Origin of the sequence: Janthinobacterium longum (assembly GCF_051380735.1) — a bacterium.
In the GTDB taxonomy this organism is placed as follows: domain Bacteria; phylum Pseudomonadota; class Gammaproteobacteria; order Burkholderiales; family Burkholderiaceae_D; genus Janthinobacterium.
Window position 1 is genome coordinate 30,687 of the sequence record NZ_JBNYXQ010000001.1, and the last position, 24,040, is coordinate 54,726.

Below are 24,040 nucleotides of genomic sequence, written 5' to 3' on the forward strand. Positions count from 1 at the left end.
CCATGAAAACCGTCCTCGCTTTTCCTGCCGTGCTGCTGGCAACCGCACTGGCAGCCTGCCAGGCGCCGCCACCGCCGAGCACGGCGGAAATCGAGGCGACCGCCATGCATGCGCGCCAGGCTGGCGACCACCAGGCCGAGCGCAGGGTGCGCACCTGGGCCAGCAAGGGCATGCCGGTGGCCGAGCGCGAGCTGGCCCTGGTCTACCAGCCGCGTCCGGAGCGTCGCGACGACGCCCTGCGCCTGTTCGAGCAGGCGGCGCGCGCCGGCGATGCGGAAGCGGCGTTCGAGATGGGCCAGATGCGGCGCCCGGACGCGCCTGGCCAGGCCTGGTCCTGGTACCGCATGGCGGCAAAGCGGCAGCACGCCAGGGCGGCGCTCATGCTGGGCCTGCTGGCGGCAAATGGTGAGGGGGTGGCCAAAAACCCGGCCGAGGCGGCGCGCTGGCTGTCCGTCGCCAGCGAACTGGGCAATCCGCACGCCATGTTTTTGTTGTACAACGCCTATCGCGAAGGCCGTGGCGTCGAGCGAGATGTCGACAAGGGCCTGGCGCTGCTGGAAGAGTCAGCCCACCACGACTACCCGCCCGCCATCCAGGAGCTGGCCATGACGGTGCAGGCCGATGACGCGCTGCGCGCCGGCCATTTGCTGAAGGAAGCAACCGAGCACCGCCATAACAATTGGAACCGCTTCTGAACTTTTACACACGACTGCCGTGTTCCTGCGCCGCATACCAAGCCACCGTCTGCCGCAAGCCCTGGCGCAGGTCGTGCGTGGGAGCATAGCCCAGCAGGCGCGTCGCGCGGCCGATATCGGCCTGCGAATGGCGCACGTCACCGGCGCGGAAATCGCCATGCAGCGGTGCCGGCAAGCGCATTCTGGGCCACTCTTCCAGCAGCAACTCTTGCATGGCAGCATGCAGTTGCAGCAGGCTGGTGCGCCCGTTGACGGCCACGTTGAAGACCTCGTTGACGGCTTGCGGCTGGACGCTGGTGGCGGCCAGCAGATTGGCTTGCACGGCATTGGCGACATAGCAGAAGTCGCGGCTGGTGCTGCCGTCGCCGTTGATGCGCACGGGCTCGCCGGCCAGCATGGCAGCCAGCCAGCGCGGGATCACGGCCGCATAAGCGCCCAGCGGATCCTGGCGCGGCCCGAATACATTGAAGTAGCGCAAGCCCACCGCTTCAGTGCCATAGCAGCGGCCATACAGTTGCGCATACAGCTCGTTGGCATGCTTGCTCAGGGCATACGGCGACAGCGGCTCGCCGATCGCCTGTTCCACCTTCGGCAAGCCCGGATGGTTGCCATAAATGGCACTGGACGAGGCATACACGAAGCGCCCGACGCCGGCCGTACGCACAGCGTCCATCATGCACAGGAAGCCGCCCAGGTTGACGTCATGGTAGAGCTGTGGCTCGCTCAGCGAGCGCGGCACCGAGCCAAGCGCGGCCTGGTGCAGCACAAGATCGACCCCAGCGCAGGCGCGCGCGCATGCTTGCACATCGCGGATATCGCCTTCGATCAGGGTAAAACGCCGCCAGGCCTGCTCGCCAACGCGCTCGCGCACCTGCGCCAGGTTGTGGCGGTGGCCGGTGCTGAAATTGTCGAGGCCACGCACCGTCTGACCCAGTTCCAGCAAGGTTTCCAGCAGGTGCGAGCCGATAAAGCCGGCCACGCCCGTCACCAGCCAGTGCCTTGGCGATAGCCGCAACTGCGCGCAGACCTGGCTGTAATCACTGGTGCCTGCCATCACAAGCGCCACACATGCAAGCCATCCACGGTCAGCTTGAGCGGATCGAAATGCGACTTGATGTCGATAAAGCAGCCGTTGTCGACCACCTTGGCGCGAAAATCGGCCAGCGGACGTGCCAGTAGCGCCTGGTGCGAGACGGCGCTGATGATGGCCTCGGCGCGCGGCAACTGCTCCCAGTCGAGCAGTTCCAGGCCGTATTCTTCCAGCGCTTCGCGCCCGTCGGCCACCGGGTCGTGCACGTGCACCTGCACGCCATAGCTTTGCAGTTCATGGATCATGTCGACCACCTTGGAATTGCGCAGGTCGGGGCAGTTTTCCTTGAACGTCAGGCCCAGCACGTTGACATGCGAGCCTTTGAGCTTGAAACCGGCGCGCACCATTTCCTTGATGGTTTTTTCGGCCACGAATTTCGCCATGCCATCGTTGATGCGACGTCCGGCCAGTATCACATGGGGGTGATAACCGAGCATTTCCGCCTTGTGCGTCAGGTAATACGGATCGACGCCGATGCAGTGGCCACCGACCAGGCCTGGCCGGAATGGCAAAAAATTCCATTTGGTGCCGGCCGCCTGCAACACTTCCAGGGTATCGATGCCGATCCGGTCGAAAATAATGGCCAGCTCGTTCATCAGCGCAATGTTCAGGTCGCGCTGGGTGTTTTCGATCACCTTGGCAGCCTCGGCCACGCGGATGCTGGAGGCCCGGTGCACGCCGGCCTCGACCACGCCTTCATACAGGCGCGCCACCTGGTCCAGGGTGGCTGCGTCGTCGCCGGAGACCACCTTGCAGATACTGGCCAGGGTGTGCGACTTGTCGCCCGGATTGATGCGTTCGGGAGAAAAACCGACATGAAAATCTTCTTTCCAGCGCAGGCCCGAGTGTTGTTCCAGCAAGGGAATGCAGATCTCTTCGGTGGCGCCCGGGTAGACGGTCGATTCGAAAATAACGATGGCGCCCTGCTTCATGTGGCGCCCGGCCGTGGCGCTGGCTCCGGCCAGGGCGGAAAAATCGGGATTGTGCGCGCTGTCGACGGGGGTGGGCACGGCGACGATGATGAAGTCGGCCAGCAGCAGTTCGGCCGGGTCGCAACTGACGCTGAGCCACCGTGCGGCGCGCAATTGCTCGGTGCTCACTTCGCCGGTGGGGTCCACGCCTTCCCGGTAGCTGGCCACCTTGCGTGCCGACAGATCAAAACCGATGGTGCGCTGGCGTGCGCCAAACGCCACTGCCAGTTGCAGCCCTACATAACCGAGTCCGACCACTGCCACCACGCCTGCTTGCTTGTCCATGGGTTCTCGCTCCATCTGGTTGCCGGCCGGTTTGCCGCCGTCTGGAAATTCTACGGTTGCGTGCAGCACCATGCTTGAGCCGGAACAAAAAAAGCCATGCCGCACCTGGCACTGCCACGCGCAATCGCCTGCGTGTTGAGCCTCATCAACAGGCATGAGGCCCAACTTTCCTACCCTGTGCTGTGCCCTTCCTGCCAACGCCGCCATCGGAGAATGTCATGCGCTGCTCTTGTTTACACCGTACCCATGCTGCGATCAGTCTCGCCGCGTTGTCGCTGTGCTCCGCCCTGCTGCTGGGCTGCAATGACGGCCAGAGCAGTGCTAGCCTGCTGGCTGACGCCCAGCTGTACCAACAAAAAGGTGAACCGCGCGCCGCCATCATCCAGCTGAAGAACCTGCTGCAAAAGGAAGCGGACAACGCTGCTGCGCGCCTGCTGCTGGGCAGCATCTATCTCGACACCGGCGACGCCTTGTCGGCGGAAAAGGAGTTGCGCAAGGCGCAAACCCTGGGCGCCAGGCCGGCCGAGGTACTGCCGCTGCTGGGCAAGGCCTGGCTGATGCTGGGCCAGTTCGAACGGGTCCTGAAAGAGTTGCCCGGCGATCCAGGCCAGGCGACAGCCGTACTGGCCCTGCGCGGCGACGCCTTGCTGGCCCTGGGGCGCCAGGAGGAAGCCCGCGCCTTGTTTGCCGGCATGCAGCAACGCCAGCCAGGCCAGACCGAAGCGCTGCTGGGACTGGCACGCCTGGCCGCGCTCGACGGACAAGTCGCTGCAGCGCAATTGCTGATCGAGCAGGCATTGAAAGGCAGTCCGGACAGCCTGGAAGCGCTGCGCCTGCAGGGCGACCTGCAACGGCTGCAGGGCAACAATGGCCCGGCGCGGCTGGCTTACCAGCAGATACTCAAGCGCAAGCCGGACCAGGTGCAGGCGCGCATCGAACTGGCGAATCTCGATATCACGGAGAACAAGTTTGCCGACGCGGCGGCGCAGCTGGCCGGCGCGCGCAAGACTGCGCCGGGTAACCTTGGCGTGCTGCAGGCGCAAGCCCTGCTCGATTTTCGCCAGGGGAAATTCAAGGCGGCGCTGGAAAACTTGCAGTTGGTGCTCAAGGCCGCGCCCGAGCACATGCCGGCGCTGCTGCTGGGCGGCGCCGTGCAACTGGCGCTCGGTGCGCCGCAACCGGCGGAAAATTATCTGCTGCCGTTTCTTGCCGCCCATCCAAAGCATTTGTATGCGAGCAAGATGATGGCCTCGATTGAAATGGGGCGCGGCAAGACCGATGCCGCGATCGACTTGTTGCAACCTTTGCTGGTGTCCTTTCCCGACGACGTGGAATTGCTGTCACTGCTGGGTGAAGCCCAACTGCGCGCCGGCCATTATGACAAGGCCAGTGGCTACTTTGAAAAAGCCAGCCTGCTGGCGCCCGACACGTCCAGGCTGCATGCGGCGCTGGGCGTGAGCCGCCTGGGCCAGGGTGAAAACGCGCGTGCCATCAGCGAACTGGAGCGTGCCAGCGTGCTGGACGATAAAACGCCGCAGGCGGGTACCATGCTGGTGATGACCTTGCTGCGCAACAAGGAAAATGCCAGGGCGCTGGCCGCCGTGCAGGCAATGGAAAACCAGCATGGCAGCAATCCGCTGGTGCTGAACCTGAAAGGCGGCGTCTACCTGGCCTTGAGCGACCTGGCCGCTGCGCGCGCCAGCTTCGAGCAGGCGCTGGCCATCGACGCGCGCTACTTGCCGGCCTTGACCAACCTGGCACAGATCGACATGGCGGAGAAAAAGCCGGAGCGCGCCAAACAGCGTTTTGAGGCAGCATTGGCAAAAGACCCGAAAAACCCGGACCTGGCCGCCGCGCTGGCCAAGCTGGCGGCCTCGCAAGGCAAGCTGGACGAAGCGCAGCGCTGGCTGGAAAAAGCCCATGCCGACCACCCCGACGCCGTCGCGCCAGCCCTGCTGCTGAGTAATTTTTATCTGCAAACCGGCGCCGCCGGCAAGGCACTGGCGCTGGCGCGCAGCTTGCAAAACGGCCACCCCGAGGACACTGATGCGCTGTCCTTGCGCGCCCAGGTCGAATACAGTGCCGGCGAGGCGCGCGCCGCACTCGACAGCTATATCAAACTGGCGACCTTGCAAACCACTTCGGCGCCCTTGCAGATGCGCATTGCCAGCTTGCACCTGGCGCTGGGCGATCCGGCCAGTGCGCTGCAAGCGGCCAGGCGTGCACAAATAATCGAACCAGGTTTGCTCGACGCGCAGGTGGTCGAAGTGGCGCTGCTGCTGGACCTGAAGCGGCCACGCGATGCGCTGGCCGTTGCCCGCAAGGTACAACAGCAGCAACCGAAGCTGGCCGCCGGCTACAAACTCGAAGGCGATGTACTGATGGACCAGCAGCATCCGCGCGAGGCGATGAAACTGTATGAACAGGCTTTCCAGATCAGCAAGATCGGCCCGCTGCAAGTGCAGCTCTACCGCGCCGCCCTGGCCGCCGGCATGGAACAGCAGGCCGATGCGCGCATCGACGCCTGGCTCAGGCAACAGCCCGACGACAAGGCGACACGGCTGTACCTGGCTGGCGCCAAGCTTAAAGCCAAGCAATATCGCGCCGCCATCGCGCAATACCAGCAGGTGCTCGCGCGCGATGCCGGCAATATAGTGGCGCTCAATGACCTGGCATGGGCCTACCAGCAAGACAAGGACGAACGCGCGCTGGCCACCGCCGCGCAGGCCCACAAGCTGGCGCCCGACAATCCGGCCGTGCTCGATACCCTGGGCTGGATCACGCTAGACCATGGCGACAGCAAACGCGCCATCGAACTGCTGCAGCGCGCAGCAAGCCTGGCGCCGAATGCCGCCGAGATCCAATACCACCTGGGCGCGGCGCTGGCGAAAAATGGCGACAAGCCGGCCGCGCGCAAGCAGCTCGAGCAACTGCTGGCCGCCAACAAGGACTTCGCGCAGCGGGCCGAGGCCCGGGCCTTGCTGGCCAGGCTCTAGCCCGTGGCCATGATTGCCGCGCGGCTGACGGCGCTGGCCGCCGGCCTGGCCTGCCTGGTGGCGTTGGGCCAGTATCCGCTGGGCCACGGCTGGCCTGTGTGGCTGTTGTACGCCTTGTTGCCGAGCTACTTCCTGCTGTTGTGCTGGCGGCAGGCGCTGTGGCTGTTCTGCCTGCCCGCGCTGTTGCCGGTGCTGGACCTGGCGCCATGGACCGGCTGGTTTTTTTTCGAAGAAATCGATTTGCTGCTGTTGCTGACCGTGACCTGTGGCTACTGGCGCTGGCACCCCGGTGCCACGCGGCTTGCGCTGGCCCCGGGCGCACGTCTGTGGCTGGGATTGGCAAGCGCAGCGGCGCTGGCGGCGCTGCTGCGCGGCTTGTTTTCCGTGCAACTGCCGCCGGATCCCTTGAATGCCTGGAACAACTACCTGAGTCCCTATAACAGCCTGCGTCTGGGCAAGGCCTGGTTCTGGGCCATGCTGTTGCTGCCGCTGCTGCTGCGCGATGCCGCCGAGCATGGCTTGCGCCGCCTGGTGCTGCCAGGCATGCTGTGCGGCCTGGGCCTGGTCTCCCTGTGCGCGCTGTGGGAGCGGGCCGTGTTTCCGGGGATATTCAATATGTCCAGCGACTATCGCATCACGGCGCCATTTTCCGCCATGCACACGGGCGGCGCGGCGCTCGACAGCTACCTGGCACTGGCGTTGCCGTTCGCGGCGCTGTGGCTGGCCCGCACCCGCGCCCGCCGGCCAGTCATCGCCGCCTTGCTGCTGGGACTGGCCCTGCATGCGGCCATGGCCACCTTTTCGCGCGCGCTGTATGCGGCCCTGCCGGTGGCCGCCATCACCGGCCTGGCTTGCTGGCAGCTGGCCGATGGCAGGCATGGCCGGCAGCACTGGTCGCCGCACCGCGCCGCTGCTGGCTTGCTGCTGGGCACAAGCGCGGCGACATTGCTCGTGCTGATGTTCCATGCGGCCGGCTACCGTGGCTTGCTGGCTGCCGTCGTGCTGCTGCTTGGCGCCTTCATGCTGGCGACGCAAGCCTTGCCGTGGCGTCTGGCGCCGGCCAGCGTGCTGTGCGCGCTGGTACTGCAAGGCACGTTGGCGGCGCTGTGGCCGAACGACCTCACCCATGGCCTGCTGAAGGCGCCGTATGCGCTGTTCTCGCTGTCGAGTCTGTTGTTGGCGTTCTGCCTGTGGCGCCATTGGCTACCGCTGTCCATCATCGCGCTGACCATGATGGCGTGCAATACCGCCTGGATAGGCTGGCACTGGGCCGGCGCCGTCGCCTTGCAGCCGGCCGCGCTGATACTGCTGCTGGCGGCCCTGCTGTTGTTGAACAGCCGGCTGCGCCGGCCCTTGTGGCGCATGGGGCGCGCCAGTCTCAGCTTGGCGGCCTCGGTGGCGGCGATGCTGATGCTGGCGGTTCCCGTCTCGGCCAGTTATTACGCCAATGAGCGCTTCGCCACGACCGCTGGCGACTGGCAAGGCCGCCTGCGCCACTGGCGCGGCACGCTGGCGATGATGCCGGCCGACTGGGCCAGCACGGCTTTTGGCATGGGCACCGGTACTTTTCCGGCCAGCTATTTCTGGCACAACACTGGGGGTGACGTGCCAGCCCGGCTGATCTATGCAGACGAAGCCGAGGCAGGTAATCGCTATCTGCGCATGTGGAGTCCCGGCTACCGGGCTGGCTATGGGGAACTGCTGCGCCTGCTGCAGCGGGTAAACGTGCGGCCCGACACCCGCTACGCGCTGGCGCTCGACGTGCGGCGCCACGGTCCCATGCCGGTACTGCAACTGAAGCTATGCCAGCGGCAACTGCTGTATGCGCAATATTGCGTGCACGCGCCCTTGCGCCTGCTGCAGCCGACGCCGAAGCCGATCTCACCGCAATGGCAGCATTATCAGATGACGATAGCCAGCGCCCGCCTGGGCGACGGCGCCTGGCTGCTGCGCACGCCGGTACAGCTGGAACTGGCCGCCGGCGGGCTGGCCGAGCCTGCATTCATCGATGTCGACAATCTCAGCCTGCGCGCGCCGGACGGCGAAGAGCTGCTGGCCAACGGCAGCTTCAGCATGGCCAACAACTACTGGTTTTTCAGCAGTGACCATCATCACTTGCCGTGGCATATCAAGAACCTGTGGCTGCACCTGCAGGTCGAATCCGGATTGTTCGGCGTGGTTTCCATGCTGAGCCTGGTCGCGCTGGCCTGCGCGAATTTGCTGCGGCGCGCGGCGCAGGCAGGACCGGGTGCCGATTGCCCGGCCGCCATGCTGGCCGCGCTGGCCGGATTCATGGTGATCGGCGTGTTCGACAGCCTGCTCGACGTGCCGCGCATCGCCCTGCTGTTCTACATGCTGCTGCTGTGCGCGCTGATGCAGCCAGCCACGCCCCCTTCCCTTGCCGGTGAAAGGCTGCCGCGATGAAACCCTTGCTGCTGTTGTGCCTGTTATTACCGTGTGGCTTGCCTACCGCGCGCGCCCAGTTGCCGGCGCAATCGCTGGAACAGGTGATCGCGCGCATCAAGCCTTCGATTGTCGGCATTGGCAGCCATCAGAAAACGCGCACGCCGGCCGTCCAGTTCATCGGCACCGGCTTTGCTGCCGGCGACGGCCTGAGCGTGCTGACCTGTGCGCATGTGATCGACAAGCTGCTGGCGGCCAATCCCGGCGAGACCATCGGCATCCTGACGGGCCAGGGCGAGGTTGCGCAATTTCGTGCCGCCACCGTGCAGGCGCTCGACGCCGAACACGACCTGGCCTTGCTGCGCCTGTCCGGCACGCCCTTGCCTGCCCTGCAACTGGGCGACGCGGCTGAAGTGCGTGAAGGCCAGGCCCTGGCGTTTACAGGCTTTCCGCTCGGCACCTTGCTGGGCCTGCACCATGTGACGCACCGCGCCACCGTGTCAGCCCTGACACCTGTGGTCATGCCCAGCGCAAACGCCCTGCGGCTGGACCCGAAACGGCTGGCACAGCTGCAAAAGGCGCCGTACACGGTATTCCAGCTGGACGCGACGGCCTATCCTGGCAGCAGCGGCAGCCCCCTGTTCGATCCGCAGACGGGCCTGGTCTACGGCATCGTCAATATGGTCTACATAGTCAACAAGGGCCTGAAGGAAGCGGCCATGACCGCGCCGAGCGGCATCACCTACGCCATCCCGGGCCGCCACATGCAAGCGCTGCTATTGAAAAACAATGCGCTCAGTTCCGTCCCTGCCGCAGGCGCTCGGTAATGCCAGGCTCATCCCATGTAGGAAAAAAAAAGGGATAAAACGAGCGCTCGCCACCATGTCGCTCCATCAGGCCGCCGTACTTGCGGATCTGCTCGCCCATATAGGCCAGGTCCAGCCGCAGCAGCACGGCCGGCGCGCCCACGCGTGTACATTCGCGCTCGCCACCGAAGTCCTTGAAGCCCAGCATGCGCTTGTAGAACACCACGTGGCGCGGGTTGACTTCGATCACGTAATCGGTAAAACGGTGGATATTGTGGGCATAGATATACGAGATATGGATCAGCGCGGCAAACACGCGCTTGCTGACGCCCTTGTCGATCGCCAGGCGCGATGGCTCGCACAGGCGCCGGCCCTGTTCACGCAGCAGGTCGAGCTTGTCGCGGAAGTTATCGTCGGCGGGCAAGCCGGTTTCCTCGTTATCGAGGCACAGGGTCATGGTACCGACCGTATCGCCTGCCGTTTCGGCAAACAGCGTAATTTTATTGAGCGCGTGGGCGATGCCGGGATCGACCGTGTAGCCGCGCCAGCCGTACATCTTGCGGATCAGCAAGCTGGAGGCTTCGCGACGGCCGCGTGAATTGGCCATGCGGATATGAAAGCGCTGCAGGTCGATTTCATGCTCCATGGCCGGGTCGATCTTGCCTTCGCCCACCACCAGGTCACTGAGATTGACCGGGCTATCAAAGGAAATTATGGGGTCGTCTTCAAAGCTCATCTTGTCCTCGCTGTCATGGCGGTTCGCGCTGAGACGAACTGATGCCAATGCCATGTGACAGGACCAGAACTGAAGAAGTTCCCTCAATTTCTACAAAATCAGAAGAATTTACCTATTTAATGACTAAATGCAAACGTAAATTTGCTGTTTTACACCTGATGACAAATTAAAATATACTTTTTTATAAGCCGCCAGTTTAGAAGAAACTCTCGGGTATCAGCAGCACGTCGCCGGGCCGCATCATGATGTTGGCGGAAATATCGCCATCGCGCAACAAGTCATCGAGCCGCACGCGCAGTTGCTGCCTGGTTCCTTCGCGCATGCGTATCACGCTGGCTTTGTTGCCTGCCGCAAAGTCGGTGATGCCGCCGACGGTGATCAATACATCCATCAGCGACATGCCCTGGCGGTAAGGCAGCGCCTGCGGCTTGGCCGCCGCGCCGATCACGCGGATCTGTTCCTCATATGGCCCGGCAAAATTGGTGACGATCACAGTCACCACCGGCTGCTGGATGAACTTGCCCAGCGCCTGCTCGATATCGCGCGCCAGCTGGGTCGAGGTCTTGCCGCTGGCCATCAGGTCCTCCACCAGCGGCGTGGTGATCTTGCCGTCCGGCCGCACCGCCACCGTCAGCGACACTTCGGGATTGCGCCAGACCAGGATATTGACGGAGTCGCCCGGTCCGATCAGGTAGTCGTGCAGCGGTGCACTGTCTTCGGCCGGTGCCAGCGCGTGCTGCGTACGACAGCCGGCCAGCAATACGGTAGCGCTGGCGTACGCCAGGACGCGGGTGATCAGGGCGCGGCGTAACAGGTTCATGCTGTTTCCTTCAAAAAAATGGCGGCCATGCAAAAACTGCCTGGACCGGGAACTTCCCATGATTGGTAAAAGCGGGCGGGTGTCTCTTGAGGGGTATCAAGAAGCAATCATCTTGGGAAATTTTGTGGCGGCAGCGCCCTATACTTTGTTCACCCGACAAGAAAATACGCTGTTTTCGCCTATCCACGCCCTGCACCGTCACCTGAAGGAAGCAACATGGAGGATTTGATACAGCAAGTGCTCTCGGCCCTGAAAGGCATCTGGAAGTACCGCTGGCATGCGGTGCTGGTTGCCTGGCTGGTGGCCATCGCCGGTTTTATCAAGGTGATCAGTCTGCCCGATAACTACCAGACCTCGGCGCGCGTATTTGTCGATACGCAAACCATCCTCAAGCCGCTGATGGCCGGCATGACCAGCGTGCCCAATACGGAACAGCAGGTGGCCATCATGAGCCGCACCTTGCTGAGTCGCCCGAATGTCGAACGGGTGATGCGCATGGTGGACCTGGACCTCGACTCGCGCACCGTGCGCGAACATGAAGCGCAACTGGACGACCTGATGCGCAACATCAAGATCAGCGGCACCAACGCCTATGACATCTACACCATCAGCTATGGCGGCCCGCAACCGAAGGTGACGCGCGACGTGGTGCAAAGCCTGCTGACCATCTTTGTCGAGGGCAGTTTCCAGGGCAAGAAAGGCGACTCCCAAAAGGCGGTGCAATTCATCGACGAACAGATCAAGAACTACGAAGACAAGCTGAGCGCGGCGGAAAACCTGATGAAGGATTTCAAGATACGCAACAACATGCTGCTGCCGCGCCAGGGCATCGACTATGGCAGCCAACTGCTGATGATGTCCGACAGTCTCAACAACGCCAAGCTGGAACTGCTGGAAGCCGAACAGTCGCGCAAGGCCATCTTGAGCCAGATCGAGGGCGACGAGCCGGTGCTGGATCTGGAGCCGAGCGCGGCGGCCATCACCAATCCCGAGCTTGACGAACGCATCGCCACCATCAATAAAAATCTCGACAGCCTGCGCCTGCAGTACACCGAATTGCATCCCGACATCGTTGCTTCGAAGCGCCTGGTGGCGCAACTGGAGGAGCGCAAGATAGCAGAAAGCAAGCTGCGCTCGGCCACAAGCGACCCCGGCAAGAACTACAGCCCCATGCTGCAGCAGCTGAAAGTGGCGCTCACCGAAGCAGATGCCAAGGTGGCCGCCATCAAGGCGCGGGTGGCGGAATATACGGCCCGCAACGAACGGCTGCTGGCGCACAGCAACGCCGTGCCCGAAGTGGAATCGCAACTGGCCCAGTTGAACCGCGATTACGTGATCAACAAGGAAAACTATGAAAAGCTGATCGGCCGGCGCGAGGCGGCCAAGCTGTCGGGTGAACTGAGCTCGACCACCGACATGATGGCCTTCAAGATCATCGATCCGCCCACGGTACCCCTGTCGCCGGTCGGCCCTAACCGGCCGTTGCTGTTCAGCGCTGTGCTGGCGGCGGCGCTGGTGGCCGGCCTGGCCGCTGCCCTGTTGATCAGCCAGATCCGGCCAACTTTCCTCAGCCCGGCCGAATTGCGCGACGCCACCGGCTTGACCGTATTGGGCACGGTGGCGATGAACTGGACCGAGCAGCAGCAGACGCGCCAGCGCCGCGCCCGCTATGCCTTCAGCACCTGCCTGGGCAGCCTGTTCATGCTGTATGGCGGCGTGGTGGCAGCCGCCATGTTCAAATTCTAGATGCTGGCACGGGAGACCCATGGATACCAATGTAAACGACGCACGGCAAGCCGACAGTGGCGCTCCGCTGGAGCTGGCCGAAGCCGCCATCCCTTACAAGGTGGATGGCACCACAGGCGAGGCCGCTGCGGACACCACCCCGGCCTCGCCCAACTACCGCGCGCTGAACCTGGTCAGGCTGCAGGCGCAGGGCATGGTCACCCACGACGGCGGGCGCACCTCGGTGGCCGAGGATTTCCGCATCATCAAGCGCCCGCTGCTGCGCAATGCGCGCGCCACCGGCGCCGACGCCATCCGCCACGGCAACCTGATCGTCGTCACCAGCGCCATGCCCGGCGAAGGCAAGACCTATTGCGCCGTCAACCTGGCCATGAGCATTGCCATGGAAATGGACATGACGGTGCTGCTGGTTGACGCCGACGTGGCACGTCCGTCGGTGCTGAAAGTGCTGGGACTGCCGACCGAACCGGGGCTGATGGACGTGCTGCTCGACGAGCGCCTGGAAATGGCCGACGTGATCCTGAAAACCAATGTCGCCACCCTCAGCATTTTACCGGCCGGACGCAGCAACAAGCACGCCACGGAACTGCTGGCCAGCCGCGCCATGAGTCGCATGCTCAGTGAAATCGCCAGCCGCTATGCAGACCGCATCGTCGTCTTCGACTCGCCGCCGCTGCTGATCACCAGCGAAGCCCATGCTCTGGTGGGCCAGATGGGCCAGGTAGTGATGGTGGTCGAAGCGGAAACTACCACCCAGCATGCGGTCAAGGAAGCCTTGCGCCAGATCGAATCGTGCGAGCACATTAACCTGATCTATAACAAGACCAAGGGTTTTCCCGGCAGCGAATACTACGGTTATGGCTATTACGATTAGGCCGGCCGGCGCGCTGGCGCCGTGGCTGCTGCTATTGGTGGCGCCACCTGCAGCGGCCCTGGACTGGCTGGTGGCACCCTCGCTGCGCCTGCGTGAAAGCTACACCGACAACGCGCTGCTGGCGCCGCCCGGCCAGGAGAAATCCGACTTTATCACTGAAATTGCCCCCGCCATTGCCGTGATCGCCAGCGGTCCGCGCCTGCAAGTGCACCTCGACGCCAGCTGGCGCAAGTTTTTGTCGCATCAGCGCGCCGATTCCGATACCGTGCAGCTGCAGGCCGGCGCCAACGCCGAACTGCTGCGCGACTGGTTTTACCTGGACGGACACGCCAGCATCAACCGGCAGAACGTGTCGCCGTTCGGCGCACCCGTAATCGATGCCTTGCCAGACAGCGGGAACCAGAGCAGCGTGCGTGCCACCGTCGTCAGCCCCTACCTGCGGCACCGTTTTCAGGGCCTGGGCACCTTTGAACTACGTTATACGCGCGCCGATGTGTCAAGCGAAAACAATCTGCTGGCTACCCACAGCGACGAATTGCAATTGCTGCTGGGTGGCGAACCGCACGGCCGCAGCTGGACCTGGAACGCCAGCTATGATGTGCGTCGCACCGAGGACAGCATGCTGCCGCCGCAGCGCAAGGAGCGCGCCAGCGTCGGCCTGCGCTACCCGTTCAGCCCTACCTGGTCGGGCACCGCCAGCGTCGGCACGGAAAAGGAAGGCTACGAGGCCAGCGACGGGCGCAATCCGCAAGGCCGTTTCTGGTCGCTGGGCGGCGTGTGGACGCCGTCATCGCGCACCAGCGTGGCTTTCAGCACGGGCCGGCGCTTTTTCGGCCAGACCTACAGCCTGGACGCGCGCTTCCTGCAGCGCCACAACAACTGGTCGCTGCAATACAGCGAAGACATCACCACCATGCCGGCGCAATTTCTGCACCTGGGCGACAGCGACGCGGCCAGCATGCTGGACCAGCTATGGCGCGGCATCTTTCCCGACGCCCAGGACCGGCGCCTGCGCATCGATGCATTCCTGCGCTACGCCCAGGCGCAAGACCCGCAGCTGGGCGGCCTGAATTACTTCAGCCACCGCTACTACCTGCAAAAACAGCTGAAGCTGAATATGGTGCGCGCCACGCCGAAAAGCACCCTGATACTGGGTTTGTCGGCGCTCGACCGCACGGCGCAGACGAATAGCGGGGTCGACAGCGGCTTGCTGCCCGATATCGACCTGAGCACATCGGACCGGACGCGCCAGCTGGGCGCCAGCGCCGGCTGGAGCTGGCGCTCTTCCGCGCGCGGCAGCGTCAACGTGCAGGCCGGCTACGCCAGCGCGCGTTCGCTCAGCGTGCCGCGGCGCGATGACAATATCACGGTCACGGCCGGCTACAGCCGCGTGCTGCGCTCGAACATGACGGCGGCGATCGACCTGCGCCACACCCGGCACCGCAGCAACCGCGGCGGCGATTTTCACGAAAACGGCGTCAGCGCCACGCTCACCATGCGATTCTAAGGAGGCTCCATGTCCGACCCTGTTCTGCCATCGGCACGGCCGCATCTGCTGTGCATCGTTGCCGCGCGGCCCAACCTGATGAAGATGGCGCCGATCCTGGCGGCGTTTGCAAAACTGGCGCCGCAGGTGCGTACCAGCCTGGTGCATACCGGACAGCATTATGATACGGCCATGAACGCGCAGGTTTTTGCCGACCTGGGCCTGCGCGCGCCCGACATCAACCTCGAGGTCGGTTCGGGCAGCCACGCACAGCAGACGGCCGAGATCATGCGCCGTTATGAAACTGTGCATCTGGACCTGGCGCCGCACGCCGTGCTGGTGGTGGGCGACGTCAACTCCACGCTGGCCTGCGCGCTGGTGGCGGCCAAGCTGGGCACCCCGGTGATCCATGTCGAGGCCGGCCTGCGCAGTGGCGAGCGCACCATGCCGGAAGAAATCAACCGCGTGCTGACCGATCAATTGTCGGCGCTGCTGTTTACCAGCGAAACGGGGGCGCGCGCCAATTTGCTGCGCGAAGGCATCGCGGAGGAACGCATCCATTTTGCCGGCAATGTGATGATCGACAGCCTGCTGCGCGAGTTGCCCGACGCCGTGCCGCCGCGCATCAGCCTGCGGGCCCACGGCCATGATACTCCGCCCGCGTATGGCCTGCTGACCTTGCATCGGCCATCGAATGTCGACGACGGCGCACGCCTGGCCGCGCTGATGGAGGCCATGTGCACGCTGTCGACGCAGCTGACGCTGCTGTTTCCCATCCATCCGCGTACCCGCGCCATGCTCGATAAAACCGGGCTGGCGCGGCGGCTGCGCGAGCATGCCATCATGCTGCTGCCGCCGCTGGGCTACCTTGAAATGCTAGGCCTGATGCAGGGCGCGCAACTGGTGCTGACCGATTCGGGCGGCATCCAGGAGGAAACCACGGCGCTGGGTGTGCCCTGCCTGACCTTGCGCGACAATACCGAACGCCCCGTCACCGTCGACGAAGGCACCAACGTCATCGCCGGCACCGCCCCCGCCGCCATCCTGTCGCTGGCGCGCCAGGTGCTGCGCACGGGCGGCAAGCGCGGCCGCATTCCGCAATACTGGGACGGCCACGCGGCCGAACGCATCGCCACCGTCACCGCGCAATGGCTATCCGCACGGCTTGCGCCATGAACACGCCAAGCGTGCGCAATGCGCTGACCATCGATGTCGAGGACTATTTCCAGGTCTCGGCCTTTGCGCCCCATATCGCCCGCGCCGACTGGCCCCGTCTCGAATGCCGGGTCGAGGCCAACGTCGAGCGCATCCTGCTGCTACTTGGCGACAAGGGCATTCACGCCACCTTCTTTACCCTGGGCTGGATCGCCGAGCGCTATCCGGCCATGCTGCGCCGCGTGGCCGCCGCCGGCCATGAGGTGGCCAGCCATGGCCATGCCCACCTGCGCGCCTCGCAGCAGTCGCGCAGCGAATTTCTGCACGATGTGGTGCAGAGCAAGCGCATTCTTGAACAATTGACCGGTCAGGCGGTGCTGGGCTACCGCGCCCCCAGCTTTTCCATCGGCGCACGCAATCTATGGGCCTTCGATGTGCTGTGCGAGGCGGGCTACCGCTACAGTTCCAGCATCTACCCGATCCGCCATGACCATTACGGCATGCCCGACGCGCCGCGCTTCGCCTGGCACCCGCGTGGCCCGCAGGGGGTGCTGGAATTGCCGGTCAGCACGGTGCGCCTGGGCAGCCGCAATTATCCGGCCGGCGGTGGTGGCTACTTTCGCCTGCTGCCCTATTCATTGTCGCGCTGGCTTTTGCGCCGCATCAATTCACGCGATGGCCAGGCTGGCATATTCTATTTTCACCCTTGGGAGCTCGATCCGGGGCAACCGCGGCCCGCTGGCCCAGGCTGGAAGACACGCTTTCGCCACTACCTGAACCTGGCACGGATGGAGGCGCGGCTGGCACGCCTGACGAGCGATTTTGCCTGGGACCGGATGGATCGCATTTTTCTTGAGGGTACATGATGCATGAGGCGCCCCACCTTACCGACAGCGCGGCGGACGTCATTGCCGCCGCCCGGCGCAGCAGCGCGATCATCATCCGCACGCTGCTGCCGCAAGACCATGGCCGCTGGGATGCCTTCGTGCACAGCTGCCCCGATGCTACGTTTTTTCACCGCGCCGGCTGGCAAACCATCATGGAGCAAGGCTTCGGCCACGCCAGCCATTTCCTGTATGCCGAACAGAGCGGCCGCATCCTGGGCGTGCTGCCACTGGTGCACCTGCGCGGCCTGCTGTGCGGCAAGGCGCTCGTCTCGCTGCCCTTCTGCGTGTATGGTGGTATCGCCGCGATCGACCTGCAGGCCAGGCGTGCGCTGGACGCACGGGCACAGCATCTGGCGCGCGAGCTGGAAGTGGGCCACCTGGAGTACCGCCAGCGCGACGGCGCCATTCCCGACGACTGGCAAGGCAAGCCCCTGTACGCCACCTTCCGCAAAACATTGCTGGCAAATGAAGAGCAAAACCTGCTGGCGATCCCGCGCAAGCAGCGCGCCGTCCTGCGCAAGGCCATCGCCGCCGGCCTGCACAGCGTCGTCGACCACGATCTCGATCATTTCTTTCCCCTGTATGCGGCCAGCGTGCACCGCCTGGGTACGCCCGTGTTTGCGCGTCGCCACTTTGCCCTGCTGCGCACGGTGTTCGGCAACGATTGCGACATCCTCACCGTCTACCAGGGGCAACAGGCGCAGGCCAGCGTGCTGTCGTTTTATTTTCGCGGCGAGGTGTTGCCGTATTATGGCGCCGGCAGCGTGCTGGCGCGCAGCAGCGGCGCCAACGACTTCATGTACTGGGAACTGATGCGGCGTGCCAGCGCGCGCGGCGTGCACCAGTTCGACTTTGGCCGCAGCAAGCTGGGCACGGGTGCCTTTGATTTCAAGAAAAACTGGGGCTTTGCGCCGCAGCCGTTGCCGTATGCCTACAAGCTGATCCGCGCAAGCTCGCTGCCCGACGTGAATCCGCTCAATCCGAAATACGCGCTGTTCATCCGCGCCTGGCGCCGTCTGCCGCTGCCGCTGGCCAACCTGCTGGGACCGCATCTTGTGCGGCAGCTGGGCTAGCCATGCGCGATCTGCTCTTCCTCACACACCGGCTGCCGTATCCGCCCAACAAGGGTGACAAGATACGTTCCTGGCATATGCTGCAATACTTGAGCAGGCATTTCCGCGTGCACCTGGGCTGTTTTATCGACGAGCAAGCCGACTGGCAATATATGCATGAGGTGGCTGCTTTGTGTGCCAGTACGCGCATGGTCGACTTGCGTTTGACGGCTGCCCGCTGGCGTGCGGTGCGGGCCCTGCTGTCGCGCCAGGCCATGAGCGTGCAGTACTACCGCGACGCGCGCCTGCTGGAATGGGTGGACGGCCTGCGGGAGAGCGGCAAAGTACGCCATGCGCTGGCGTTTTCCGGACCTATGGCGCAGTACATCGATGGCAGGGGCGCGCGCCATCTGCACCGCGTGATCGACTTTGTCGACGTCGATTCCGACAAATGGCGCCAGTACGGTGACAGCAAGCCATGGCCCTTGTCGCAGTTGTTCCAGCGCGAGGCGCACCGCTTGCTGCAGTACGAACGCCATATCGCCCAGCAGTTTTCCGCTGCCAGCTTTGTCTCGGAAGCCGAGGCAAACCTGTTTCGCCTCTGCGCGCCGATGGTGCGGCGCAAGACCCATCACTTCAATAATGGCGTCGACACTGGCTATTTTGCACCGGAGCGATGTGCTGCTTCGCCGTATCCGCCCGGCAGCCAGGTGCTGGTATTTACGGGCGCCATGGATTACTGGCCGAATATCGACGCGGTGCAGTGGTTCGTGCGCCATGTGTGGCCAGCCCTGCGGCGCCAGTTCCCGCAACTGCTTTTTTATATCGTCGGCAGCCGGCCGGCGCCCCGCGTGCAGTCCCTGGCCAAGGTAGCCGGCGTGACCGTCACTGGCGCGGTGGACGATATCCGCCCGTGGCTGGCCGGTGCGACCCTGGCTGTGGCGCCGCTGCGCATTGCGCGCGGCGTGCAAAACAAGGTGCTGGAAGCGATGGCGATGGGCAAGATCGTACTGGCGTCGCCGCAAGCGCTCGAAGGCATCGCCGCCCAGCCCGGGCTGGACCTGCTGCTGGCGCACGACGAAGCCGAGTTCATTCACCATGCGGCGCGCGTGCTGCGCGCCGCCGCCCAGCCAGGAGCAGGTGTGGACATGGGCAGCTGCGCGCGCCAGCTGATTTTGCAAAAATATCAATGGGAAGGCAATTTGCAGGCCCTGGGTGCCATGCTGGGCCTCAAGCCACATCCGGTGCAGCAAGGCACAAGCGGCAGCACGGCGAGCCTGCGGCCAGTGCAAGAATCGGAAGCGCCATGACGCTGGCCTCGCCCACAGTCGCGGCCAGCCTGCCGCTGCCACCCATGCCGCCAATGCCACCGGTGCAAGCGCCCTTTGCCCCCGGCCATGGCGTGCCTGCACTGCTGCTGGCCATGACCGCCATCGTGGTGCTGTACCATGCCACCTTCTGGGGCATGCTGGAAGTATGGTCGCGCTCGCAGACCTTTGCCCATGGTTTCCTGATCGTGCCGATCAGCCTGTGGCTGGCCTGGCGCAAGCGCGCGCGCCTGGCCGTACTGCCGCCACGCCCATCGATGGCGGGCGGACTGCTGCTGTTCGTGCTGGGCGTGGCCTGGCTGCTGGCCGATGTGGCTTACGTGCAAGTGGCCGAGCAATATGCAGCCACCGCCATGCTGCCCGCAGCCGTGCTGGCCATTCTGGGCTGGCCCGCCACGCGCTTGCTGGCCTTTCCGCTGGCTTACCTGTTCCTGGCCGTGCCTTTCGGCGAAGTGTTTCTGCCACCCCTGATCGACTTTACGGCCGGTTTCACGGTCGGCGCGCTGCACTTGTCGGGCGTGCCGGTGTTCAGGGACGGCAACTATTTTTCCCTGGCTAGCGGCAACTGGTCGGTGGTCGAGGCCTGCAGCGGCCTGCGCTATGTGATCGCCTCGCTGGCCCTGGGTGCGCTGTTTGCTCATTTGCATTTTCGCAGCATGCGCCGGCGCTTGGCCGTGATGGTATGCGCGCTGGTGGTGCCGATCCTGGCCAACGGCGTGCGCGCCTGGCTGGTCGTGATGCTGGGCCACTACAGCGGCATGCGGCTGGCGGTCGGCGTCGACCACCTGGTATATGGCTGGCTGTTTTTTGGCCTGGTGATGCTGTTGCTGTTGCTGCTAGCGAGCCGCTGGCGCGAACGCATGCCGGCACTGACGCTGGCAACCAATCAGGCCATGCCGGCGCGCAGCGCCTCGCTGGCCGCCGTCAAGGCCGCAGTCGCCTGCATCGTGATCGCCGCCGCCTGGCCGGCGCTGGCCTGGCGCAACGACGACGCGCCGCCGGAGCGCCAGGCCGCGCAACTGGCCATGCCGACCCCGTCCGGCTGGCGCCTGGCGCATGCCAGTACGCCTGACTGGAACGCCGCCCTGGCCGGTGCGCCGCGGCGCCTGCACGCCACCTATCAGCAAGGTACGGCGCAAGTGAGCGTGCAACTGGCCTGGTATGCGCACCAGACGCGCAATGCCGAACTGCTGACGCACCAGGTGACGCCATTCGGCCCACGTTGGCTACCGCTGGGGCAGCAGACGCGCCGTTTGAGCCTGCCGGGACGCAGCTTGCAGATACGCGAAACCTTGCTGGCACACGGTAGCGAGCGGGTGCTGGTATGGCGCAGCTACCAGCAGGGCGGCGTGCTGACGGCCAGCCCGGCGCTGGTCAAGCTGCTGCTGGCCAGGGGCAAGCTGTTGGGCACGCGCCAGGATGGCGCAGACATCATGGTCTCCAGCACTTACGATGAATTGGCGCCGCCGCCACGCGAACAGTTGCAAGCCTTTTTACAGGCGGCGCTGCCCGGTATCGAACAGGCGTTGCAGGGGGTGCCGCATGCGCCTTGAGCCGCCCCGCAACAGCACGGCGGCCGGCGCGCCGCCGCTGATCGTGCATATCATCGACCAGCTCGACGTGGGCGGCCTTGAAAACGGCCTGGTGAACCTGATCAACCATATGCCGCCAGGGCGCTACCGGCACGCGATTGTCTGCCTGAAAAACGCTACCGCCTTTCGCCAGCGCTTGAGCGCGCCCGGGGTCGACGTGGTCAGCCTGGACAAGCGCGAAGGCAAGGATCCCTTGCATTACCTGCGCCTGTACCGGCTGCTGCGGCAATTGCGGCCCAGCCTGGTGCACACGCGCAACCTCGGCTGCATCGAGGCGCAACTGCTGGCCACCATCGCCGGCGTGCGCCTGCGCGTGCATGGCGAACACGGGCGCGACATCAACGACCTGCACGGCAACAACCGCAAATACCGGTTGCTGCGCAAGTTGATGCGACCGCTGATCCAGCATTTCATCGCTGTCAGCGTTGACCTGGGCCAGTGGCTGGTACAGGCCATCGGCGCGCCGCCCGCCAGCATCAGCCATATTGGCAACGGCGTTGACAGTGCGAAGTTTCACCCGCGCCTGGGTCCGCCGGCCGTGGCGGGGCCGCCCGGCTTCCTGCGCCATGGCGCGTATGTGATCGGCAGCGTGGGCCGGATGGCGGCCGTGAAAGACCAATTGACCCTGGTGCGCGCCTTTTTGCTGCTGCTGGAACAACTCGACCCGCGCCAGCGCGCGCATCTGCGGCTGATGATCATCGGCGATGGTCCGTGCCGCCAGCCTTGCCTGGCCCTGCTGGCGCAGGCCGGCGTTCAGCACCAGGCCTGGCTGCCCGGCGCGCGCGACGACGTTGCGCAATTGCTGAGGGCCATGGACGTATTCGCGCTGCCGTCGCTGGCCGAAGGCAGTTCCAACACCATCCTGGAAGCGATGGCGACCGGGCTGCCGGTAGTGGCGACGCAAGTGGGCGGCAATGCGGAACTGGTGCGCCCAGGCCGGAGCGGCGCGCTGGTGCCGCCGGCTTCGCCCGAACTGCTGGCCGCCGCGCTGCTTGACTACTACCGTGCGCCTGAACTGGGTGCGCAGCACGGCGCGTGCGGACGGCGCCTGGTGCTGGCCGAACACAGCCTTGCCGCCATGGCCGGCGCCTATCTGGCCGTGTATGACCGCTTGACGGGCGCCGAAGCGCCCTCCCCGCTTCCCACTTATCCGTGAAAGGACTTCCATGTGCGGCATCGTCGGCATCTTTGATCTGCAGGGCCAGCGCGACATTGAAGCGACGCTGCTGGCGCGCCTGACCCACAGCCTGCGTCACCGCGGGCCAGACGAGGACGGCATGCACCGCGAACCGGGCCTGGGCCTGGGCCACCGGCGCTTGTCTGTGATCGACCTGGCCAGCGGCCAGCAGCCGCTGTTCAATGCCGACCGCAGCGTGGCCATCGTCTTCAATGGCGAAATCTATAATTACCGCGCCCTGATGGCCGAACTGCGCCAGTTCGGCCATCAGTTCCGCACCAGCAGCGACACCGAAGTGATCGTGCACGCCTGGGAACAGTGGGGGGAACAATGCGTGCAGCGCCTGCGCGGCATGTTCGCCTTTGCCCTGTGGGACCGCCGGCGCCACCTGCTGTTCCTGGCGCGCGACCGGCTTGGCGTCAAGCCGCTGTACTATGGCGAACTGACAGACGGCACCCTGGCCTTCGGCTCCGAACTGAAGGCGCTGCTGGCGCACCCGGCCATGCCGCGCGAACTCGATCCACTGGCGGTGGAAGACTATTTTGCCTACGGCTACGTGCCCGAGCCGCGCAGCATCTTTCGCCATGCGCACAAGCTGCCGCCAGGCCATACCCTGTGCATCCGCGCCGGCCAGCCGCTGCCGGCGCCGCGCCAGTACTGGGACGTACCTTTCGTGCCGCATGCGCCAGCGAGCGAAGCACAGGCGGGCGACGAATTGCTGGCGCGGCTGCGCGAAGCGGTGCGCATCCGCATGGTGGCCGAAGTGCCGCTGGGGGCCTTTTTGTCCGGCGGCGTCGATTCGAGCGCGGTGGTGGCGATGATGGCCGGCGCCAGCGCGGCGCCCGTCAATACCTGCTCGATCTCATTCGGCGACCCGGCCTATAACGAGGCCCCCTACGCCAGCATGGTGGCGCGCCGCTATGGCACCTTGCACCATGCGCAGCAGGTCGAGTCCGACGATTTCGAACTGATCGACCTGCTGGCCACGCTGTACGACGAGCCGTTCGCCGACAGTTCGGCCATGCCCACCTACCGCGTGTGCCAGCTGGCGCGCCGGCGCGTCACGGTGGCGCTGTCGGGCGACGGCGGCGACGAGAGCCTGGCCGGCTACCGGCGCTACAACCTGCATACGCGCGAAGAAAAAGTGCGCGCCATGCTGCCGCAGGGGTTGCGCCGCTCGCTGTTCGGTACCCTGGGCCGGCTTTACCCGAAGGCCGACTGGGCGCCGCGTTTCATGCGCGCCAAGACCACCTTCGAAGGGCTGGCGCGCGACGCCACCGATGCCTATTTCCACAGCGTCAGCATCCTCGGCGACGCCATGCGCGCACGCCTGTTCAGCCCCGAACTGCGGCGCAGCCTGCAAGGCTACCGCGCGGTCGAAGTGCTGCGCCGCCATGCCCTGGCCAGCCCGGCGCAGGATCCGCTGTCGCAAGTGCAATACCTGGACCTGAAAACCTATTTGCCCGGCGACATATTGACCAAGGTCGACCGCGCCAGCATGGCGCATGCGCTGGAAGTGCGCTCGCCGCTGCTCGACCATGAACTGGTGGCGTGGATGTCGGGCCTGCCGCCGCAACTGAAACTGCGCGGGAGCACCGGCAAATACCTGCTGAAAAAGGCGCTGCGCCCACTGTTGCCCGACGAATTGCTGTATCGCCAGAAGATGGGTTTTTCCGTGCCGCTGGCCGCCTGGTTGCGCGGGCCGCTGCGCGAACGCCTGCACCAGCGCCTGACCAGCCCGGAAATGGCGCAATGCGGCCTGTTCGACATGGACTATGTCAGCCAGCTGATCGAGCAGCACGGCTCGGGCCGGCGCGACCATAGCGCACCGCTGTGGTCGCTGCTCATGTTTGAGTCCTTTTTGCGCCAGGTGGTACCAATGGCCGCTGCCACGGCGCGGGAACTGGCTACCGCCTGATTACCGCTACCGCTACCTCCACC

The 24,040-nt window shown here is 64.8% G+C and carries 19 protein-coding genes; 15 read left to right on the forward strand and 4 right to left on the reverse strand.

Annotated features, from left to right (window positions below; all coding sequences use genetic code 11):
• Positions 1 to 2: 2 nt before the first annotated feature.
• Entirely contained in the window at positions 3 to 695 is a 693-nt protein-coding gene (locus ACQ4WM_RS00165; RefSeq protein WP_436544698.1) for a tetratricopeptide repeat protein, read from the forward strand.
• Positions 696 to 699: 4 nt separating this feature from the next.
• Here ACQ4WM_RS00165 and ACQ4WM_RS00170 read toward each other — a convergent pair whose 3' ends face one another.
• Both ACQ4WM_RS00170 and ACQ4WM_RS00175 read right to left on the reverse strand, forming a co-directional pair.
• Positions 700 to 1,749 carry an SDR family oxidoreductase gene (locus tag ACQ4WM_RS00170; protein WP_436544699.1) on the reverse strand — a complete coding sequence of 350 codons (1,050 nt, stop codon included), beginning with the start codon at positions 1,747 to 1,749 and terminating at the stop codon, positions 700 to 702.
• A complete protein-coding gene (locus ACQ4WM_RS00175; RefSeq protein ID WP_436544700.1) occupies positions 1,749 to 3,041 on the reverse strand; it encodes a nucleotide sugar dehydrogenase in 1,293 nt (430 codons plus the stop codon). Before ACQ4WM_RS00175 ends, ACQ4WM_RS00170 begins: the two co-directional genes overlap by 1 nt.
• A gap of 218 nt (positions 3,042 to 3,259) precedes the next feature.
• Here ACQ4WM_RS00175 and prsT point away from each other — a divergent pair, with 218 nt between their 5' ends.
• Genes prsT through ACQ4WM_RS00190 form a run of 3 tightly spaced genes read left to right on the forward strand, consistent with a single transcriptional unit; the run spans position 3,260 to position 9,267 of the window.
• A complete protein-coding gene (gene prsT / locus ACQ4WM_RS00180) occupies positions 3,260 to 6,037 on the forward strand; it encodes an XrtA/PEP-CTERM system TPR-repeat protein PrsT (RefSeq protein WP_436544701.1) in 2,778 nt (925 codons plus the stop codon).
• Between the two features lie 3 nt (positions 6,038 to 6,040).
• Positions 6,041 to 8,461 (forward strand): O-antigen ligase family protein, encoded by a 2,421-nt coding sequence (locus tag ACQ4WM_RS00185; protein WP_436544702.1) that lies wholly within the window; start codon positions 6,041 to 6,043, stop codon positions 8,459 to 8,461.
• On the forward strand, positions 8,458 to 9,267 hold the full coding sequence (locus tag ACQ4WM_RS00190; protein ID WP_436544703.1) for a S1 family peptidase: 810 nt from the start codon (positions 8,458 to 8,460) through the stop codon (positions 9,265 to 9,267). Before ACQ4WM_RS00185 ends, ACQ4WM_RS00190 begins: the two co-directional genes overlap by 4 nt.
• Here ACQ4WM_RS00190 and ACQ4WM_RS00195 read toward each other — a convergent pair.
• Together ACQ4WM_RS00195 and ACQ4WM_RS00200 are read right to left on the reverse strand one after the other, a co-directional pair.
• Positions 9,236 to 10,036 (reverse strand): N-acyl amino acid synthase FeeM domain-containing protein, encoded by an 801-nt coding sequence (locus ACQ4WM_RS00195; protein WP_436544704.1) that lies wholly within the window; start codon positions 10,034 to 10,036, stop codon positions 9,236 to 9,238. The genes ACQ4WM_RS00190 and ACQ4WM_RS00195 overlap by 32 nt on opposite strands.
• Before the next feature lie 142 nt (positions 10,037 to 10,178).
• Positions 10,179 to 10,802: an XrtA/PEP-CTERM system exopolysaccharide export protein gene (locus tag ACQ4WM_RS00200; RefSeq protein WP_436544705.1), complete on the reverse strand. Its 624-nt coding sequence runs from the start codon at positions 10,800 to 10,802 to the stop codon at positions 10,179 to 10,181.
• Positions 10,803 to 10,860: 58 nt separating this feature from the next.
• On the opposite strand from ACQ4WM_RS00200, the gene ACQ4WM_RS00205 reads away from it, so the two are divergent.
• The 11 genes from ACQ4WM_RS00205 to ACQ4WM_RS00255 are packed head-to-tail and all read left to right on the forward strand — an operon-like array spanning position 10,861 to position 24,017.
• On the forward strand, positions 10,861 to 11,031 hold the full coding sequence (locus ACQ4WM_RS00205; protein ID WP_436544706.1) for a hypothetical protein: 171 nt from the start codon (positions 10,861 to 10,863) through the stop codon (positions 11,029 to 11,031).
• Positions 11,019 to 12,548, forward strand: coding sequence for an XrtA system polysaccharide chain length determinant (locus tag ACQ4WM_RS00210; RefSeq protein WP_436544707.1), 1,530 nt, complete (start codon positions 11,019 to 11,021; stop codon positions 12,546 to 12,548). The genes ACQ4WM_RS00205 and ACQ4WM_RS00210 overlap by 13 nt, the downstream gene beginning before the upstream one ends.
• Positions 12,549 to 12,567: 19 nt before the next feature.
• On the forward strand, positions 12,568 to 13,422 hold the full coding sequence (locus ACQ4WM_RS00215) for an XrtA-associated tyrosine autokinase (RefSeq protein ID WP_436544708.1): 855 nt from the start codon (positions 12,568 to 12,570) through the stop codon (positions 13,420 to 13,422).
• Positions 13,406 to 14,929, forward strand: a complete 1,524-nt coding sequence (locus ACQ4WM_RS00220) for a TIGR03016 family PEP-CTERM system-associated outer membrane protein (protein WP_436544709.1) — start codon at positions 13,406 to 13,408, stop codon at positions 14,927 to 14,929. The genes ACQ4WM_RS00215 and ACQ4WM_RS00220 overlap by 17 nt, the downstream gene beginning before the upstream one ends.
• Positions 14,930 to 14,938: 9 nt before the next feature.
• Positions 14,939 to 16,084, forward strand: coding sequence for a non-hydrolyzing UDP-N-acetylglucosamine 2-epimerase (wecB, locus tag ACQ4WM_RS00225; protein ID WP_436544710.1), 1,146 nt, complete (start codon positions 14,939 to 14,941; stop codon positions 16,082 to 16,084).
• Positions 16,081 to 16,929 (forward strand): XrtA system polysaccharide deacetylase, encoded by an 849-nt coding sequence (locus tag ACQ4WM_RS00230; protein WP_436544711.1) that lies wholly within the window; start codon positions 16,081 to 16,083, stop codon positions 16,927 to 16,929. Before wecB ends, ACQ4WM_RS00230 begins: the two co-directional genes overlap by 4 nt.
• Positions 16,929 to 18,023 (forward strand): FemAB family XrtA/PEP-CTERM system-associated protein, encoded by a 1,095-nt coding sequence (locus ACQ4WM_RS00235; protein ID WP_436546176.1) that lies wholly within the window; start codon positions 16,929 to 16,931, stop codon positions 18,021 to 18,023. The genes ACQ4WM_RS00230 and ACQ4WM_RS00235 overlap by 1 nt, the downstream gene beginning before the upstream one ends.
• A 2-nt stretch (positions 18,024 to 18,025) precedes the next feature.
• Positions 18,026 to 19,312 carry a TIGR03087 family PEP-CTERM/XrtA system glycosyltransferase gene (locus tag ACQ4WM_RS00240; RefSeq protein WP_436544712.1) on the forward strand — a complete coding sequence of 429 codons (1,287 nt, stop codon included), beginning with the start codon at positions 18,026 to 18,028 and terminating at the stop codon, positions 19,310 to 19,312.
• Positions 19,309 to 20,883: an exosortase A gene (gene xrtA / locus ACQ4WM_RS00245; protein WP_436544713.1), complete on the forward strand. Its 1,575-nt coding sequence runs from the start codon at positions 19,309 to 19,311 to the stop codon at positions 20,881 to 20,883. Before ACQ4WM_RS00240 ends, xrtA begins: the two co-directional genes overlap by 4 nt.
• Positions 20,873 to 22,078: a TIGR03088 family PEP-CTERM/XrtA system glycosyltransferase gene (locus ACQ4WM_RS00250; RefSeq protein WP_436544714.1), complete on the forward strand. Its 1,206-nt coding sequence runs from the start codon at positions 20,873 to 20,875 to the stop codon at positions 22,076 to 22,078. The genes xrtA and ACQ4WM_RS00250 overlap by 11 nt, the downstream gene beginning before the upstream one ends.
• A 10-nt stretch (positions 22,079 to 22,088) precedes the next feature.
• A complete protein-coding gene (locus ACQ4WM_RS00255; RefSeq protein WP_436544715.1) occupies positions 22,089 to 24,017 on the forward strand; it encodes an XrtA/PEP-CTERM system amidotransferase in 1,929 nt (642 codons plus the stop codon).
• Positions 24,018 to 24,040 lie beyond the last annotated feature (23 nt).